Annotated in this window: 21 protein-coding genes and 2 tRNA genes; 10 read left to right on the top strand and 13 right to left on the bottom strand. The window is 70.6% G+C overall.

The genetic code is table 11. The annotated features are described in order from the left end of the window. Positions 1–19: 19 nt before the first annotated feature. The gene (locus C2865_RS02750) at positions 20–823 is read right to left on the bottom strand and encodes a Cof-type HAD-IIB family hydrolase (RefSeq protein WP_106396669.1); all 804 of its coding nucleotides are present in this window, start codon (positions 821–823) and stop codon (positions 20–22) included. Positions 824–899: 76 nt separating this feature from the next. On the opposite strand from C2865_RS02750, the gene C2865_RS02745 reads away from it, so the two are divergent. Then, positions 900–1,736: a tyrosine-protein phosphatase gene (locus tag C2865_RS02745; protein WP_106396668.1), complete on the top strand. Its 837-nt coding sequence runs from the start codon at positions 900–902 to the stop codon at positions 1,734–1,736. Between the two features lie 72 nt (positions 1,737–1,808). Here the strand turns inward: C2865_RS02745 and C2865_RS02740 are convergent, their stop codons facing one another. Further along, entirely contained in the window at positions 1,809–2,327 is a 519-nt protein-coding gene (locus C2865_RS02740) for a bacterial proteasome activator family protein (RefSeq protein ID WP_106396667.1), read from the bottom strand. After that, positions 2,324–3,289 (bottom strand): NAD(P)H-quinone oxidoreductase, encoded by a 966-nt coding sequence (locus C2865_RS02735; protein ID WP_106396666.1) that lies wholly within the window; start codon positions 3,287–3,289, stop codon positions 2,324–2,326. The genes C2865_RS02740 and C2865_RS02735 overlap by 4 nt, the downstream gene beginning before the upstream one ends. A 63-nt stretch (positions 3,290–3,352) precedes the next feature. Here C2865_RS02735 and C2865_RS02730 point away from each other — a divergent pair. After that, positions 3,353–3,439 (top strand) — tRNA-Ser (locus C2865_RS02730). Between the two features lies 1 nt (position 3,440). Here the strand turns inward: C2865_RS02730 and C2865_RS02725 are convergent. The 4 genes from C2865_RS02725 to C2865_RS02710 all read right to left on the bottom strand — a co-directional run bounded on the left by C2865_RS02725 (position 3,441) and on the right by C2865_RS02710 (position 5,189). Beyond that, positions 3,441–3,620 carry a hypothetical protein gene (locus C2865_RS02725; RefSeq protein WP_106396665.1) on the bottom strand — a complete coding sequence of 60 codons (180 nt, stop codon included), beginning with the start codon at positions 3,618–3,620 and terminating at the stop codon, positions 3,441–3,443. A 50-nt stretch (positions 3,621–3,670) separates the two neighbouring features. After that, positions 3,671–4,204, bottom strand: coding sequence for a Clp protease N-terminal domain-containing protein (locus C2865_RS02720; protein WP_106396664.1), 534 nt, complete (start codon positions 4,202–4,204; stop codon positions 3,671–3,673). Between the two features lie 2 nt (positions 4,205–4,206). Beyond that, complete coding sequence (locus C2865_RS02715) at positions 4,207–4,452, bottom strand: RNA polymerase subunit sigma-70 (RefSeq protein WP_106396663.1); 246 nt, start codon at positions 4,450–4,452, stop codon at positions 4,207–4,209. Between the two features lie 260 nt (positions 4,453–4,712). Beyond that, positions 4,713–5,189, bottom strand: coding sequence for a M15 family metallopeptidase (locus C2865_RS02710; RefSeq protein WP_232835305.1), 477 nt, complete (start codon positions 5,187–5,189; stop codon positions 4,713–4,715). A 268-nt stretch (positions 5,190–5,457) separates the two neighbouring features. Between C2865_RS02710 and C2865_RS02705 the strand changes: the two genes are divergently transcribed. Then, positions 5,458–5,844 (top strand): hypothetical protein, encoded by a 387-nt coding sequence (locus C2865_RS02705; protein ID WP_106396662.1) that lies wholly within the window; start codon positions 5,458–5,460, stop codon positions 5,842–5,844. 130 nt (positions 5,845–5,974) lie between these two features. Here the strand turns inward: C2865_RS02705 and C2865_RS02700 are convergent, their stop codons facing one another. After that, positions 5,975–6,427, bottom strand: coding sequence for a MarR family winged helix-turn-helix transcriptional regulator (locus C2865_RS02700; protein WP_106396661.1), 453 nt, complete (start codon positions 6,425–6,427; stop codon positions 5,975–5,977). A 203-nt stretch (positions 6,428–6,630) separates the two neighbouring features. Here C2865_RS02700 and C2865_RS02695 point away from each other — a divergent pair, with 203 nt between their 5' ends. Beyond that, a complete protein-coding gene (locus C2865_RS02695; protein WP_198652837.1) occupies positions 6,631–7,827 on the top strand; it encodes an ATP-binding protein in 1,197 nt (398 codons plus the stop codon). Positions 7,828–7,951: 124 nt separating this feature from the next. Here C2865_RS02695 and C2865_RS02690 read toward each other — a convergent pair whose 3' ends face one another. Both C2865_RS02690 and C2865_RS02685 read right to left on the bottom strand, forming a co-directional pair. Beyond that, entirely contained in the window at positions 7,952–8,707 is a 756-nt protein-coding gene (locus tag C2865_RS02690; protein WP_106396659.1) for a hypothetical protein, read from the bottom strand. Continuing rightward, on the bottom strand, positions 8,704–9,561 hold the full coding sequence (locus C2865_RS02685) for a hypothetical protein (RefSeq protein WP_106397447.1): 858 nt from the start codon (positions 9,559–9,561) through the stop codon (positions 8,704–8,706). The genes C2865_RS02690 and C2865_RS02685 overlap by 4 nt, the downstream gene beginning before the upstream one ends. A gap of 323 nt (positions 9,562–9,884) precedes the next feature. On the opposite strand from C2865_RS02685, the gene C2865_RS02680 reads away from it, so the two are divergent. The 3 genes from C2865_RS02680 (at position 9,885) to C2865_RS02670 (ending at position 11,007) form a co-directional block, all read left to right on the top strand. After that, complete coding sequence (locus C2865_RS02680) at positions 9,885–10,427, top strand: SigE family RNA polymerase sigma factor (RefSeq protein ID WP_106396658.1); 543 nt, start codon at positions 9,885–9,887, stop codon at positions 10,425–10,427. Positions 10,428–10,466: 39 nt separating this feature from the next. Continuing rightward, entirely contained in the window at positions 10,467–10,862 is a 396-nt protein-coding gene (locus tag C2865_RS02675; protein ID WP_106396657.1) for a hypothetical protein, read from the top strand. A gap of 56 nt (positions 10,863–10,918) precedes the next feature. Then, positions 10,919–11,007, top strand: a tRNA-Ser gene (locus tag C2865_RS02670). Positions 11,008–11,098: 91 nt separating this feature from the next. Here the strand turns inward: C2865_RS02670 and C2865_RS02665 are convergent. After that, the gene (locus tag C2865_RS02665) at positions 11,099–11,875 is read right to left on the bottom strand and encodes a protein kinase (RefSeq protein ID WP_198652835.1); all 777 of its coding nucleotides are present in this window, start codon (positions 11,873–11,875) and stop codon (positions 11,099–11,101) included. A 349-nt stretch (positions 11,876–12,224) separates the two neighbouring features. Between C2865_RS02665 and C2865_RS02660 the strand changes: the two genes are divergently transcribed. From C2865_RS02660 to C2865_RS02650, 3 genes are all read left to right on the top strand, one after another. Then, complete coding sequence (locus C2865_RS02660) at positions 12,225–12,746, top strand: SigE family RNA polymerase sigma factor (RefSeq protein ID WP_106396655.1); 522 nt, start codon at positions 12,225–12,227, stop codon at positions 12,744–12,746. Beyond that, positions 12,743–13,726 (top strand): hypothetical protein, encoded by a 984-nt coding sequence (locus C2865_RS02655; protein ID WP_157963529.1) that lies wholly within the window; start codon positions 12,743–12,745, stop codon positions 13,724–13,726. Before C2865_RS02660 ends, C2865_RS02655 begins: the two co-directional genes overlap by 4 nt. A 203-nt stretch (positions 13,727–13,929) precedes the next feature. Further along, the gene (locus tag C2865_RS02650) at positions 13,930–14,748 is read left to right on the top strand and encodes an NmrA family NAD(P)-binding protein (protein ID WP_106396653.1); all 819 of its coding nucleotides are present in this window, start codon (positions 13,930–13,932) and stop codon (positions 14,746–14,748) included. 123 nt (positions 14,749–14,871) lie between these two features. On the opposite strand, the gene C2865_RS02645 is transcribed toward C2865_RS02650, so the two are convergent. Both C2865_RS02645 and C2865_RS02640 read right to left on the bottom strand, forming a co-directional pair. Continuing rightward, positions 14,872–15,342: a hypothetical protein gene (locus tag C2865_RS02645; RefSeq protein ID WP_106396652.1), complete on the bottom strand. Its 471-nt coding sequence runs from the start codon at positions 15,340–15,342 to the stop codon at positions 14,872–14,874. A gap of 59 nt (positions 15,343–15,401) precedes the next feature. Then, positions 15,402–16,184, bottom strand: coding sequence for a hypothetical protein (locus C2865_RS02640; RefSeq protein WP_232835435.1), 783 nt, complete (start codon positions 16,182–16,184; stop codon positions 15,402–15,404). Between the last annotated feature and the right edge of the window lie 15 nt (positions 16,185–16,199).

The following is a 16,199-nucleotide window of genomic DNA, read 5'->3' as shown; positions in this document are numbered from 1 at the left end:
GGTCGGCGGGGGGCCGGGGTCAGGCGGAGGCGTCGAGGAGGGACTCCAGGACCTGGGCGACGCCGTCCTGGTCGTTGGAGGCGGTGTGCAGCGGTACGGCGGCCAGGACGTCCCGGTGGGCGTTGCCCATGGCGTAGGCGTGGCCGGCCCAGGTCAGCATGGGCAGGTCGTTGGGCATGTCGCCGAAGGCGATGACGTCGGCGGGGGTCAGCGAACGCTCCGCGCAGTAGTCCGACAGGGCGCTGGCCTTGGTGACCCCCAGGGCGCTGATCTCCAGGAGGGCGCGTCCCGAGGAATGGGTGATCGTGACGAGTTCGCCGATCGCCTCGTGGGCCCGCAGCAGCAGTTCCTCCATGTCGGTGGGCGGATGGAGGGCCAGCAGCTTGGTGGCGGGGCGGGCGGTCAGCGCGGCGTCGTCGTCGACGGCCTCGCCGCCCCAGCTCCGGGCGTCCCACCGGCCGAGGTTGTAGTCGGACTCGAAGAGGAACCCCTCGCCGTACTCGACGGCGAACCCCAGCTCCGGCAGGACGGCGCGCAGCCGGCCCACGATCTCGGCGAGGAGCCCGGACTCGATCGTCCGGCGGCTGACGATCGTCTCGGTGTGCAGGTCGTAGAGCACCGCTCCGTTGGCGCAGATCGCCTGGCCGCGGTGGCCGAGCTGCCGGGCGATGCCGTGCATCCAGCGGGGCGGGCGGCCGGTGACCATGACCACGGGGATCCCGGCCTCCTCGGCGCGGGCGACGGCGGCGACGGTGCGTTCGGACACCGTGCCGTCCGAGCGGACCAGCGTGCCGTCGAGATCGGTCGCGATGAGTTTCGGCATAGCGACCCTAAGTCTGCCCGGATTCGGCCATATTTGTGAGACCAAAGTGCCTCCTGTGCTGTGAGAGTACCTTTTCATGAGATCTGGTGTCCTGGCGCTGCCCCTCGTGGCGTCCTCCCTGCTGATCGCGGGCCTGCCCGCGATCCCGGCTTCCGCCCAGCCCGCGGAGCCTCCCCGCGTGGTCCATGTCCAAGGCGCCCACAACGTCCGCGATCTCGGCGGCTACCGCGGCCTGGACGGCAGGACGGTGCGCTACGGCCGGGTCTACCGTTCGGGGAGCCTGGTCAAGGCGACCTCCGAGGGCATGTCCGTGCTCAAGAAGAAGGGCATCACCCGCGTCGTCGACTTCCGTACCCGCAGCGAGATCGGGAACGAGGGGAACTACCGGCTCCCCAGCGGGGTGAAGCGCCAGAAGTCGCCCGTCGAGTTCGGCGAGCTGGCCGGGATCCTGGCCACGCCGTCGCTCAATCCCGCGATCACCGCCATGCACAAGGCCTACCGGCGGCTGGCCACCGACCCCAAGGCCCGCAAGGAGTTCGCCCGGACGTTCCGCGCCGTGGCCAGGGCCGACAAGCCGGTGCTCTTCCACTGCACCTCCGGCAAGGACCGCACGGGCGTCATGTCGGCGATCCTGCTGCTGGCCGTCGGCGTCGACCGGTCGACCGTCTACCGCGACTACCTGCGCTCCAACCAGGAACTCGAGGCCTACAACAAGGAGCTCATCGAGTACCTCCAGAAGGAGGACGTCGACCCGAAGCTGATCAAACCCGCGCTGTACGTCCAGCGGTCGTTCCTCGACGCCTGGTTCGCTGAGGTCAAGAAGCGGTACGGCGGCTTCGACAAGTACCTCAGCAAGGGACTCGGCATCAAGCCGGCGGAGAAGAAGGCGCTGCGCAAGCGCCTCCTGAAGTAGCCGGGAACGGCCTGGACGGCGTCGGCCGGAAGCCCGCGGCGGGCTTCCGGCCGACGCCGTCGGCGGAGGCCCCTACAGGTAGGGGCCGTTGGCGCGGTGCTCCTCCTCCTGCTGCTGGGCTCCGCCGGGGATGAGGCCGGCGGGCAGCGCCCTGCGCATCTGCTCCAGCTGGGCGCGGGCCGCCATCTGCTGGGCGACGAGGGTGGTCTGGATGCCGTGGAACAGGCCCTCCAGCCAGCCGACGAGCTGGGCCTGGGCGATCCGCAGCTCGGACTCGCTGGGCACCTCGGAGGCGAACGGCAGCGACAGCCGCTCCAGCTCCTCCACCAGCTCGGGGGCGAGCCCGTCCTCCAACTCCTTGATCGAGGAGGTGTGGATCTCGCGCAGCCGGGTCCGGCTCGCCTCGTCCAGCGGCGCCGCCTTCACCTCCTCGAGCAGCTGCCGGATCATGCCGCCGATCCGCATCACCTTGGCCGGCTGCTCGACCATGTCGGTGAGGGAGCGCGGGCCGTCCTCGTCCTTGTCGGCCTTGCCGGAGGACGGGTCCCCGGGTCCGACGATGAACATCTGCGGTTCCTGCTGTTCGCTCATGACTCCCCAGTCTTCAACAAGATCTTGCCGAAATGCCCGCTGCTCTCCATGATCCGGTGAGCCTCCCCCGCCTGCGGCATGGGAAGCACCCGGTCGATCACCGGCCGGACCGTCCCGGCCTCCAGCAGCGGCCACACGTTCTCCCGTACGGAGGCGACGATCGCCGCCCTCTCCTCCAACGGGCGGGCCCGCAGCGAGGTTGCGTGAACCGAGGCGCGTTTGCCCAGCAGTCTGCCGAGGTCCAGCTCCGCCTTGGTGCCGCCCTGCATCCCGATCACCACCAGCCGGCCGCCGGGGGCCAGCGCGGAGATGTTGCGGTCCAGGTACCTGGCGCCCATGTTGTCGAGGATGACGTCGAACTCCCCGGCCTGGACGAAGTCCTCGGTGCGGTAGTTGACCGTGTGGTCGGCGCCCAGCTCGACGCACCGCCGCGCCTTCTCGTCGGTGCCGACGGTGCAGGTCACCTCGGCGCCGCGCTGCTTGGCGATCTGGATGGCCATGGTGCCGATGCCGCTGCCGCCGCCGTGCACCAGGAAACGCTCCCCGGGGCGCAGGTCGGCGAGCATGAAGACGTTCGACCAGACGGTGCAGACCACCTCGGGCAGGGCCGCGGCCTCGACCAAGGACACGCCCGCGGGCACGGGCAGCAGCAGTTCCTGCGCCACCGCGACCCGCTCGGCGTAGCCTCCGCCGCTGAGCAGGGCGCACACCTCGTCGCCGACCGTCCAACCGCGCACGCCCTCGCCCACCGCGCTGATTGTGCCCGAGGCCTCCAGGCCCGGGTACGCCGGGGCGTCCTCGGGCGGCGGGTAGAAGCCGAGCCGCTGGAGGACGTCGGCCCGGTTGACCGCGCCGGCGGCCACGTCGACGAGCACCTCGCCAGGTCCGGGCACCGGATCGGGCACCTTCAGCCAGGAGAGCACCTCCGGGCCGCCGGGTTCGAGGATGGAGATCGCATGCATGGCCTCACGCTACCGATAGCGGGCGCGGTAGCGGGCCGCGCCCGCTATCGTGGTGTGCGCACTGGAGGGTTCGCATAGTGGACGAGTGCAGGCGCCTTGAAAGCGCCCGGGCCTTCACGGGTCCCGTGGGTTCGAATCCCACACCCTCCGCTCAGACGATCAGCATGATCGCTCCCACGACCGCGATGAGCGCGGCCAGGGAGATCACGGCCAGGAAGAGGCCGGCGGGCATGTCGGTCCGGGAGTCCGGGTCGGGCTCGCCGCCCTCCCGCTGGGCGAACGAGCGGAACTGCTGAGTGTTCCCGGCGGGATCCTGTTCGTTCTCTGCCATATCTCGGAGCGTATCCAAGAAGTCGGCAATTGTAACTATTCGTATAATTTTCAAGCAGCTTCAGAAGCTATTTCCTGAAGTGCGGTGCTTTTCACGGCGGCCAGGTCGGCCCCGGCGTGCAGGAGTGCCCGGACGGGGGCGCTTTCGGGCAGCATGAGCAGGGCGATCAGGATGTGCCCGTCGCTGATGAACCGGTGCCCGTTGTGGATCGCCACCCGCAGGGCGAGCTCCAGCACTTTCTTGGCCTCGCGGGTGAAGCGCAGGTGCCCCCGCCTCCCCTTGCGCCCGCGGTCGAGCGCGCCCTCCCCGAAGGCGGACTCGGCGGCACGGCGGACGGCCGACAGGTCGACGCCGATCGAGGCCAGCACGTCGGGGTCGAGCCCGTCGATCTCGGTGCGGACGCGGGCGCGCAGCCCGTCGAGGCCGGGGAGGCAGGCGTCCAGCGTCCGCGCGGCGCCGCCCTCCACCGAGGTCAGGGCGAGCAGGAGGTGGCCGGCCTCGATCCGGTCGTGGCCCAGTGCCCTGGCCTCCTGCTGGGCCTGGACGACCGCGGCCCTGGCGCTCCCGGTGAAACGTTCGAACATCTTCAGGTGTCCTTTCCGAGCCTGGTGAAGAGGGAAGGTTCGGTGCTCCGGTGCTTCTTGTGCACGGCCTGGCGGCTGACGCCGAGCGCGTCGGCGACCTCCTGCCAGGACCAGCCCAGCGATCGGGCGTTGCCGACCTGAAGGGCCTCCAGCCGGTCGGCCAGTTCCCGGAGCGCCCGCACCGCGCGCAGCCCCACCGCCGGGTCCCGGCTGCCCGCCTCGCGGGCGAGCTGTTCTCCATCCGTCATGATGTCAACTTAGGTTGACGGCTCGGCCATGTCAACCCTGGTTGACGAAAATACGGAAAACGAGGCCGGTCCAGGACGAGTTCTGGGAATCGGGCCACCTGGCGGCGTCCGGGAGGGTAATTCTTCGGAGTACGGAGGCTTCTTCACGGCACGCCCGACCGCCCGAGGGCGGCCCCCGAGCCTCGCCAGAACCCCGTACGGCCGCAGTGGTGTCCGCGCCCCCGCTGCGGCCGTACGGCACCATCAGGGCGGGACGGCCCTCAGCGGCTGTCGGAGAAGTGCTGGTAGTCCTTGGTGCCCTCCCAGTAGCCGCCCCACTTCCAGCCGATGCTCTGGAACGCCTTCACGACGTCGTCCCCGGCCGTGATGACGCCCGGGGCCTCGGGGTCGCGGGTGCGGTAGTACTTCTTGCAGCTCGGGTGGGCGATCTCCCCGCTGGTGGAGACGTACGGGTTCTGGCACGGGTTGATGTCCACGGCCATGCCGTAGGCGTGGCGCGACCAGTTGGACGAGCCGGTGGCCTGGCGGCAGTTGAACGCCGAGGTGTTGTTGGCCTCGATCGAGTCGAAGTCGCTGCCCTTGTACTCGTCGACCGGGACCATCTTGTGGATGGGGTAGCGGTCCTCGTAGAGCTTTTCGAAGACCCCGGCGATCTTTTGGGCTACCTTGGCATTGATGACCAGCTTGCCTCCCTCGTGTGCTTTGTTATCGAACCCCCAGTAAGTCATGGTGATCATGCGCAGCCCGGACAGCGGAACCGGGCAGCCCTCGCGCCAGGAATGGCGCAACTGCTCCGCGGTGACCTTGCTGATCTCGGACCTGAACTCCGCAGGCTCCGTGGGAGAAGGCGTCTCCGCGGGTGCCTGCCGGGGCGATCGGGTCTGGGTCCCGGTCGGCTCGCCGCCCTCCTCGTCCTGGCCACATGCGGCCGTTCCCGCGAGGAGGAGGGCCCCCAGAGCGACTATCGAAAAAGCCCGTGAACCGTCCATGACCTCAGGATCGCCCATGACCGAGCCGGACGAACGGCCGACTCTCTCCGACGAGCTGTTCGAGATGCAGGAGGCCCCCTCGGCCCGATCGGCCCAGGACGGGCTGGGGCTGAGCTGGCCCGACTTCCTCGGCGACCCCCCGGGTACCGGGGAGGTCGTGCGCGGTGCCGCGGGGTTCCTCGCCTACGCGCTGATCAACCTCATCGTCATGTGGGCGCCGATGCACAACAGCGGCGCGGGCACGGGCGTGCAGGCGGTGGTGCTCGTCGTGGTCGCCTTCGGCTTCGGCTCGTTCCTGGTCTGGGGCGTGGGCAGGAACGGGCGCCCGTACGGGTTCGGCATGATGCTCGGCTGGGTGGTGCTCACCCTGCTGTCACTGGGATTCGCCACCGGGCTGGGGTGAGCGCGGGCCGTCCGGTGCGGGCGGAGGCCGGACGCGCGGCGGTCGGGCCGGGTGGAGACCGGACCGCGCGGTGGTCGGCCGGCGCGGGCGAAGGCCGACGGTACCGGCGGTGGAGACCGGCGGGCGGCGGTCAGTCGGCCTGGGCGGCGACGCGGGTGAAGGCCTTGCCGATGACCTCGAGCTCCTCGGGGGAGACGAGGCCGATGAAGTGGGCGCGCACCGTGCGCACGTGGTCGCGGGCCGCCAGTTCCAGGACCGCGAAGCCCTCGTCGGTGAGGACGGCGTTGATGCCGCGCTTGTCGTCAGGGCAGGCCTCCCGCCGGACCAGGCCCTTGTTCTCCAGCCGGGAGCAGGTGTGGGAGAGCCGGCTGCGGGACTGGTAGGCCATGACGGCCAGTTCGGCCATGCGGAGCCGGCGGTCGGGTGCCTCCGAGAGGCGGACCAGGATCTCGTACTCCGGCATGGTCAGCCCGTGGGAGGCCTTGAGGTCGCGGTCGAGCCGCTCCCACAACCGGGAGCTGCCCTCCAGGTACGCGCGCCAGTGGCCCTGCTCGGCAGCGTCCAGCCAGCGGGGTTCGTCCATGCCCAGAGCCTACCCATGCCGACCCGCGGGGTTTTCCCCGGTGCTGCTGACAGCTCGAACACATGTGCGCTAACGTAGCGATCAGTCGAACGCATCTTCGAGCGTACGGATTGGGGGTAATTGTGACCCTTATGGCGACACGCCGTAAGTGTTTCTACGGAAATCTACGGCCGCAGCTATACGCCCTCATAGAGTCCGAGACCGTGGACCCCGTACGCAATCCCTACGCGCCCGGCGCGGGCCAGCGACCTCCGGAGCTCGCCGGACGCGACCGCGAGCTGCGCCAGTTCGAGGTGGTGCTGGAACGGGTGGCCAGGGGCCGCCCGGAACGCAGCATGATCATCACCGGTCTGCGCGGGGTGGGCAAGACCGTCCTGCTCAACACCTTCCGCTCCATGGCGATCCAGCGGCTCTGGGGCACCGGCAAGATCGAGGCCAGGCCGGAGCAGTCGATCCGGCGGTCGGTCGCCGCAGCCCTGCACACCGCGATCCGGGAGCTGGCGCCCCGCCACCGCGCACCCGACCGCATCGAGAAGTTCCTCGGCGTGCTCAAGGCCTTCGCCCAGGCCGAGCCGCCGCAGGCCGGGCGGGCCGCCAAGGCGCCCGCGCACCGCTGGCAGCCCGGCATCAACGTGCCCGCCGCGCGGGGCCGCGCCGACTCCGGCGACCTGGAGATCGACCTCACCGAGCTGTTCGTCGACGCCGCCTCGGTCGCCACCGACCTCGGCGTCGGCATCGGCCTGTTCGTCGACGAGATGCAGGACGTGCCGCCCGACGACGTGTCCGCGCTGTGCGCCGCCTGCCACGAGCTGTCCCAGACGGGCGGGCCGCTGATCGTGGTGGGGGCGGGCCTGCCGCACCTCCCCGCGGTGCTGAGCGCCAGCAAGTCCTACTCCGAACGGCTCTTCCGCTACGCCAGGATCGACCGCCTCGACCGGGACGCCGCCGACCACGCGCTGCTCGCCCCCGCCGAGCGCGAGGAGGTCACCTTCACCCCCGAGGCGCTGGACGCCCTGTACGAGGCCGCCGACGGCTACCCGTACTTCGTCCAGGCCTACGCCAAGGTCGTCTGGGACCTGGCGCCCACCTCGCCGATCACCGAGCACGACATCAAGGTCGCCGCGCCGGAGGCCGAGAGCGAGCTGGCCGTCGGCTTCTTCGGCAGTCGCTACGAGCGGGCCACCCCCGCCGAGCGCGACTACATGCGGGCGATGGCCGTGCTGGGGGACGAGCCGGTCGCCACCGCGTCCGTCGCCGACGAGCTGGGGCGCAAGCCGTCCAGCCTGTCCCCGGCCCGGGACGGGCTGATCAAGAAGGGGCTGATCTTCAGCGCCGAACGCGGCACGGTGGCGTTCACCGTGCCGCACTTCGGGAGGTTCCTGCGGGAGCAGCCTGCGTGAATCTTCGGCTCTCTAGCTCTGGTGCTAGAAAGCCGTAGACGGTCATGGCAAGTGTTGTCTAAGGGTTTCTAGTGTTCCTGCTAGAGAGCCGTAGAATCCGCTGGCCAGGGGAATCTACGGCTCTCTAGTGTCTGGTCAAGAGGGCGTTAGACGGCTGAAGATCGTCCTGCTCGGCCACCGGGGCGGTGAGCTCCTCGTCCGCCGTGGCCGCGCGCACCTGCCCGTCGGCCAGCGAGACCGCGAAGACGACCTCGCCTCCGTCCTCCAGCGGGTAGACCAGGAACCGCCAGCACGCCTCCCGCCAGACCTCCGCCGGCTCGGACCTGCGGGCGAGCCCGTACCGGCGCCAGGGCTCGCTGGCGTGCAGGACGGCGAAGGTCTCGCGCAGCGGGACGGCCCGGCGCTCGCAGGGGACGGGCCGCCGCCGCACCGCCGTCGAGATCTCCGGGGAGAGCGCCGCGATCAGGCCGACCTCGGCCAGGAACACCATGGAGCGCCAGCCCGGCAGGTCCAGCAGGACCTCCAGGCCGGCGCGCTGCACCGGGACGGCGGCGGCCGCGGCCAGCCCCAGCAGCCCGGTGCGCAGGACCGTCATCGCAGTGACCGGGACGGTGCTGAGCACCCCGAAGCAGCCGCAGCCCTGGCCGGGGCGCAGGACGCGCAGCTCGTCCAGCACCCAGGTCGCCGAGATCAGGAGCATGGCGGTCGCCAGCCGCACCAGCAGGTGGGCCGAGACCAGGAGCAGGACGCACAACGCGCACTCGACGAGGATCGCCAGGACCTTGAGCCGGTCCTTGGGCGCGTGCAGCTTGCCGAGGACGGCCAGCGCGAACATGAAGATGACGACCAGCAGCTGGGTCTCGAGCAGGATGAGCGTCACCGGTTCACCGCCACGGACACGTTGAAGCAGCCGACATCCAGATCTCCCCCGAGTTCGACGAAGCTGGCCCTGGTGAGCTCCACCAGCCGGCCGCGGGGGGAGGTGCCGCACTCCACGCACCGGTCGCAGAACAGCGCCGCGTTGCAGCCGCATTCGACGACGTCGAGGTCGGCCCCGCGGCCGGTGCAGTCGTTGCGCACCTCCAGGGCGCTGCCCAGTGACAGGTAGGGCAGCTGGGCGCAGGGGTCGGGGGCGTCGGGGCAGCCGCCTGAGTCGCCCAGCGCCTCGAGCCGGGGGTAGGCGGCGCCGCGCCCGGGGGCGGGGTACCAGGTGGCGGTTCCCCGCAACACGCCTCCTTCGGGGCCGGGCGGAGGGGAGGTCAGGGGTGCGGGCTGGGCGCTGCCGGGCTGGACGGCCACCGGCTCCTCCCCCGTCTTGCGGGCGATCACGTCGAACAGCTGGCCGGGGAGCAGGAGCGGGTGCCGCACGAGGACCTTGCCGAGGCTCTCCGGCGGGATGGCGACCCGGATGTGCGGCCGGTGCGGGCCCTGGTCGACCTCGACCAGGTGCAGGAGGCCCCGCCGTTCGCGTTTCTGGGTGACCGAGAGGATCGTCCCGTTGACCCGGGTGATCTCGACCCAGATCCGGTCGGCGGCCAGGCCGTCGGCGGTGGGACGCACGACGGCGTCCCGGCCGGGCCGCAGCGCCTCGTGTCCGGCGCGCCCGCCGTGCCAGACGGAGGTCTTGTCGGACATGGGCACCCGGTACTCGCGGTGTCCGGTGCCTCCCCCGGCCGGTTTCGCCCACAGGACGAGCAGGTGGGGGCTGGAGTCGACGACGCGTCCTTCGATCACGGGCAACGGGGGTTCGCCGGCCGGCAGGAGCCGCTCGGGAGCGCCCAGGACCGCGGACCTCCATCTGCGGCGTCGGTGCGTTGACACCCTTCTTCACCCCCTGCTGTCAAGTCTGCCCCACACGGTGTTGTCAACAGTTACCCGCCGCAGGCCAAATGTCGACCAATTTGTCCATAACTCGCTGTTCTGCGGATGGGTTTTTCACTCTCGGATACAGTTTCTTCGTACTTGGTTGACCCGAAATTGGGAATTACTGGAAACCGTAATGACGATCTTCGTGTCAGGGTACGGCTGAGAGCCGGCTCTTGGAGGCGGGGATTATTATGGATAATCCGGTACATAAGGAGTTCGCCGACTATGTGATTCGCCGCGGTCCCGCCCTTCTGCGCATCGCACGGGGGCTCACCGCGGACCCGACGGAGGCCGAGGACCTCCTGCAGACCGCACTCGTCCAGACCTACCTGGCGTGGGACCGCATCCACGACCGCGCCGCCCTCGACGGGTACGTCCGCCGCGCGATGGTCAACATCCGGATCTCCTGGTGGCGCCGCCGCAGACTGGAGATCCACCCGTCCGCGGACCCGCCCGACTCCCCCGTGGAGGACTGCACCCGCCGCAGCGAACTGCGCGACTGCCTGCACCGCGCCCTGCGCCGCCTCCCCGACCGCCAGCGGACGACGCTCGTCCTGCGCTACTACGCCGACCTCTCCGACGCGGAGATCGCCGAACGGCTCGGCGTCAGCGTCGGCACCGTGAAGTCGACGGCCTCCCGCGCCGTGACCAGGCTCCGCGGCGACGCCGACCTCGGACACGACTTTCCCGTCCCCCGGCCCCGGGGGTACCCCGCCCTGCCGCCCGGCCACTAAGGTCATGGCACCCGACGGTGCCTCTCACTTGGAGTCTCCATGCGTCTCAGATCTGTTCTCCTGGCCGTCGCGCTGCTGCCCGCGGCGGTGGGCTGCGGAGGCGGCGACGGCGTCGACAAGCAGGCCAGCTGCGACCGGATGAAGGAAGCGATCAAGTCCATCGGCACCCTCCAGGCCGAGGAGAACGGCACCGGCGACGGCGACTTCACCAAGATCTACTCTGATGCCGCCACCAAGATCCGCTCCGCCGCGGACTCCTCCTCCGACGACAACGTCAAGACCGCCGGCACCCAGGTCGCCGACGCCCTCGACCAGCTCGCCAAGGCCCAGAGCTCCGGCGATCCCAGCGGCGGCCCCGAAGCCCTCGAAGCCAGCGGCAGGCTCGCCACCGCCGCGGGCTCGTTCGAAAAACACTGCGGTCCCGTCGAGGGCTAACCGCTTTGCCGCACCACCCGACTACCGGTACCCTTGCACTGGCTCTTACGGGCCTTGGAGGTGTCGCCTAGTACGGTCTATGGCGCCGCACTGCTAATGCGGTTTGGGTTCACGCCCATCGCGAGTTCAAATCTCGCCACCTCCGCCCCTGGTCAGGCCCTCCGCACGGCGACGTGCGGAGGGCCTGACCGTTTTCCGGCACCCGGTCGCGCCCGCTCCGCTCTGTTTGCTCTCCGTCAGAGGCCGCGGTGGGCGGCCCACTGCCGGGTCGCGTCGGCCATCGCCCGAAGCCAGGCTTCGGGCCATCGGCAGGCGCGGTCCTGCCACAGCCGGGCGTTCACGGTCGCGAACGCGTCGACGGCGCGCGGATCGGCGGTGCGCCAGGCGGTGCAGTCGGCGGCCCGGTCCTGCGCGGACTTCGGGGTGTGGCCGGCGGCGATGAGCTGGACGGCGAAGAGCGCCGGGGCGATGAACGCGGCGCCGCGGGTGGGCCACGCCCAGTCGATCGCCCACGTGCGGTCGTCGCCGATGAGGACGTTGCTGGGGTGGATGTCGGTGTACAGCAGCGCATCGCCTCGGAGGAGGGCGGTTTCGGCGTCGGTGGCGTGGGCGTTCCACCGGGTCTCCGGCCAGTCGCGGGCGATGTCCGGCAGGGGGACCGCGGCGATCCGGTCGAGGAGACCGGCGACCGCGGGCAGGTCGGCCGAGCCGGGCTCGAAGGCGCAGGGCCGGGCGTCGATCTGATCGAATCCCAGCACGATCCAGTTCTCGTCTTCGGCCTGCCAGCGCATCACCGGGGAGAAGGCGGGTGCGACGTAGGGGTTGATGGCGGCCTCGCGCAGGAGGGACTCCCGGCGACAGCCTCGCCGGTTGGGGACCGCCTTGATGAAGAACGACCCCCGCTCGCCGTCGATCAGCACGGTGGTGGCCGAGCTGTTGCCGCGGGCGGGCCGCACATCGGTGACGCGCCCGGTGTGCGGGCGGATCAGGTCCAGGCACGCGGGCTCAGGCACGTCACCGCTCATCTCGTCGTCGGTTCCCGTGGTCGCGGTCGTCGCCGGGGAAGCCCGGGCGGCCTTCGTCGTCGGAGCCGCCGCCTTCGTCGTTCGGGCCGCGCAGCGTGGGCGGCGGCGTCGGCTCGGTTCTCGGCGGGGCTGTGCAGGATACCGGCGAGCGTGGCCTCGCAGATGTTTCCCACGCTCATGGGGGTGGAGAACGCGCAGGGCGAGCACGGGCGCCCGGTAGGGAGGAGATCCTCCCCCTCCCTCAGGCGGACGCGGGGTTCATGTCAACCTTTGGTGGGGTTCGCCGCGTGTTTGCGGGCACCGGTTCCCGGTCGGGGACCTGCCTGAAGGAGAGTGCGTGGACTTCGTCGACTTCGTGCGGCGCCGGGGCGACCGGCATCTGCACACCGCGGTTCTGCTCACCGGCGACTGGCAGGCGGCACAGGATCTGACCCAGGCCGCGCTGACGGAGCTGTACCGGGTGTGGGAACGGCTGGACACCGGGACAGAGCCGGACGCCTACCTGCGCCGGATCATGGTGAACACGCGGCGGAGCTGGTGGCGGGCGCGCTGGCGGCGGGAGACACCGCTGGCGGAGATCCCCGACCGCGGGTCGGCGGACGACGCCGCGGACCGGCACGCGGTCGCCGAGGTGGTCAGGCAGGCGTTGCGGTCGCTTCCGCCGCGCCAGCGGACGGCGCTCGTGCTGCGCTACTTCGAGGACCTGTCGGAGGCGCAGACGGCCGAGCTGATGCGGATCTCGGTCGGCTCGGTGAAGACGCACGCCCACCGGGGGCTGGCGGCGCTACGCGCGTCGCTTCCGAAAGACCTGCTGGTCGTTGTCAACGAAGGAACGGAGCGCGGAGGTGTGGAGCGGTGACAGTGTCTCCTGACGAGAACGAGGAGTACGGCATGGCCGAACTCAAGCACCTGCTCACCGTCGCCGGCGAGGACCGGCCCCCGGGCATCGACCTGCTGGACGGCCTGGACCTGCCCGTCCGCCGGCGTCCGGCCCGTCGTCGTGGCGTCCTCGCCGGCCTGACCGCGGGGGCGGTCGCCGCGGGCGCCGCCGTCGCGCTGACCGTGGTCTGGACGCCGCAGAGCGCCCAGGCGACGGTCCTGGAGGCCGTCGCCCGCAACGAGGGCAAGCCCTACCACGTCGAGATGGTCACGCAGGCCTCTCCCGGCGGGGACCCGTTCCCGTTGACGGGAGACTTCGACCCCGGCAGCGACTCGGGCCACCTCGAGGCGCCGGACGGCGGCCGGATCATCATGCTCGGGGACACCGGGTACCAGAAGCTGCCCGAGTCCATGCAGAGTTCCAGGGGCATGCGGTCCCCCGACAAGGACGGGAAGTTCCCGAAGGTGCCGAAGGGCTGGAAGCCCGTCATGGTGCCCCTCGGCGAGAACGCCTGGCTGAAACTGCCGATGGACCACGTCACCTGGGGCTTCGGTTCCTCGACCCGGTCCTTCGCCCAGGACCCGCAGGGCGAGCTGGACGCCATCCGCAAGGCGGACCAGGTCAAGGAGGAGGGCCCCGCCGGCGGCCCGGGATGGACGGGCGAGCGCTACTCCTTCACCACCCCGGCCGTCAAGAAGTGGTTCGGCCGCGAGTCGAGCAGCGGCACCGTCGACATCGACTCCGAGGGCGACGTCCGAGCACTCGACGTGACGCTGACCTACCCCGACGCCAAGTCCGCCACATCCGTCAACTTCAAGATCGTCTTCAGCGCCTACGGCACCCCCGTGAAGCTCTCCGCCCCTGACACCCCCGACCTCTACACCGAACAGTCCCTGCACAGACTCCTCACGGGCAGGCACCTCCCCGCCGGCGCCGCCTACGGCATCCCGATCTACTGAGGCCTGTTCCAGAGGCGAACGGTCCGGCGCCCGGCGGCTCCTGACCGGTAGGTCTCTTACGGACGTTCCCCTGAGCGGCGGCGACCGACTGGTTCGCCGCCGCTCAGGGGAACGGCTTCGCGGGTTCCGAATGAGTTGATCTTGACTTCGAGTGAACTTCAAGTTTTAGGGTCGCGGTGATATCCGACGAGGAAGGGATCGCCATGACCATCCTGGTCACGGGGGCCGCCGGGAACGTGGGCCGCCATGCGGTCGAAGAGCTGCTCAGGGAAGGGCACCGGGTCCGGGCCCTGACCCGTGACCCCGCCAGGGCCCGGCTGCCCCGCGGCGCGGAAGTGGCGGTCGGCGACCTCGCGGTTCCCGACGGCCTGGCGCCCGCGCTGGAAGGCGTGACCGCCCTGCACCTGATCACGTTCGACGGCGGGGACGGCGCCGCGTTGCGTACGGGGCCGCGGATCGCGAGGCTGGCCGCCGAGGGGGGCGTCCGGCAGGTGACGATGTTGTGGAGCGGCGAACCGGGGCCGGTCGAGAAGGCGGTGGCGGCCGAGGGGCTGCCGTGGACCGCTCTCCAGCCGCAGGAGTTCATGTCCAACGCCCTCAACTGGGTCGACTCCGTCAGGACCGAAGGCGTGGTGCGCGAGCCGTTCGGCGGCACCCTCAGCAACATGATCCATGAGGCGGACATCGGCGCCGTGGCCGCCAGGACGCTGACGGAGGACGGCCACACCGGCAGGGAGTACGTGCTGACCGGGCCCGAGGTCCTGGACATGCCGCAGAAGGCGGCCATTCTGGGACGGGCCCTGGGCCGCGACATCCGGTTCGTGGAGCTGACCGAGCAGCAGGCACGTGAGCGGATGCGTCAGGCGGGCGCCTCCCAGGAGGCCATCGACCACGTCGTCGGCTGGTACGCCGACCCGCCCAAGGAGGCGTACACCGTGACGGACACCGTCGAGCGGCTCCTCGGACGCCCGGCCCGCACCTTCGCGCAATGGGCGCAGGAGAACGCCGAAGCCTTCCGTTAGCCGCTCCCCGCCGATCCGGTTCGCGCGACCCGCCAAGGGACGACCGCCTTGGCGGGTCGCGCGACCACCGGTGTCACGGATTGTCCGATGCGTGGGCACCGCCTTACGACCGGACGGCGGGCGTCATGGGCGGTCCGGGGCGAGCTCCTTGAGCCTGGCCGTGATCTCGACGAGCCGGCCGCGTCCGATGCCGGGCACGTGGTCCAGGTCGCCGCTCTCGCGCAGCGCCACCAGGTCGGCGACCGTGGGCACGTAGCGGCCTCCGAAGACCCAGTGCGCGAGCAGCGCCCGTTCCGTCTGCACCTTCAGCCCCAGGCACCCCAGGGGGCAGCCGGGGCCGAGAGGGTGCCGCTGGTCGTGGTCCACGGTGCGGGCGTTCGCGATGGCCTCCTCGACCGCCGCCTGCCCCTCCAGGGCGGCCCGCAGTTCGTCGGGGCCGTCCTCGATGAGGGTGGCCGAGGGTTCTCCGTGCGGGCAGTAGAAGTCCGGCGGGGCCTCGGGCCTGGGGACGCGCCGGGTGGCGACCCAGGTGGAGCCGGTCACCCAGACACTCCAGTCCGGCCAGCCCTGCCGCAGTTCGTCGAGCGTTCTCATGACGCATACGTTCGCGGCGATGACCGTCCGTGGTGTTCCCGGTTGGAACAATCGGCGGCTTAGACGTTCATGCGGGCCTTGAGGCCGCGGAGGGGTTCGGGGAGGGTGCGGCGAACGTCCACGAGGTGGGCGACCACGGTGCGGGCCGAGGGATGGAAGCGGGTCATCTGCGGGGCCGCGCGTTCGGCTTGGAGGATACGTTTCATGGCCTTGTCGTAGGCGCCGGTCTCCACGTGGACGCGTGCCATGTCCACTTCGTGGTGCGCGCGCCGCTCCGGGATCAGCGAGGCCAGCGTCTGTTCGGTGATCTGCCGGTCCCGTCTGGTGGCCTCGTCGAGGTCACCCAGTTCGATGGCCACCGCGGCGCCGTGGATCGCGACGTTTCCCGGGGTGAAGCCCGTGGTCACTCCATGGTGTGTCCCGGACTCGTCTCGGGCGGCTCTTCGAACCTCCGCCGCCTGTCCGTAGTAGTCCCATGCGGTTCGGTCGCCTGCTCTGGCGGCGACGACCGCACTGCGTAGCAGCGCGGTGCCGAACACCTCACGAGCGTCTTTCCGGCTGTGGTCGATGGCTCGGATGGCCTTTCCCAGCAGTGCCAGAGCCGGTTGCGGAAGTCCGATGGCGCTGAGGAGCAGAGAGCGCCGGATCGGTATCAGCAGCGGCAGGTTCGGATCCTGGACGTGACGTGCGGCTTCGCGGGAAGCTTCGAGGCTGTTGACGGCCAGGTCGTGGTAGCCCAGCTTGCGGCACAGATCTGCGCCGACCTCGCAGGCGCGGAACACGGCCCTCCATGCACTGGGCGCGCCGGTTTCATGGGCGTGCCAGGAGAGTTCCTCCAGCAAGGCGGGCAGCCGTGT

This window comes from Actinocorallia populi, assembly GCF_002995495.1.
GTDB classification, from domain to species: Bacteria; Actinomycetota; Actinomycetes; order Streptosporangiales; family Streptosporangiaceae; genus Actinocorallia; species Actinocorallia populi.
Note: the sequence above shows the minus strand (reverse complement) of the source record. Positions and strands in the feature narration are given on the sequence as shown.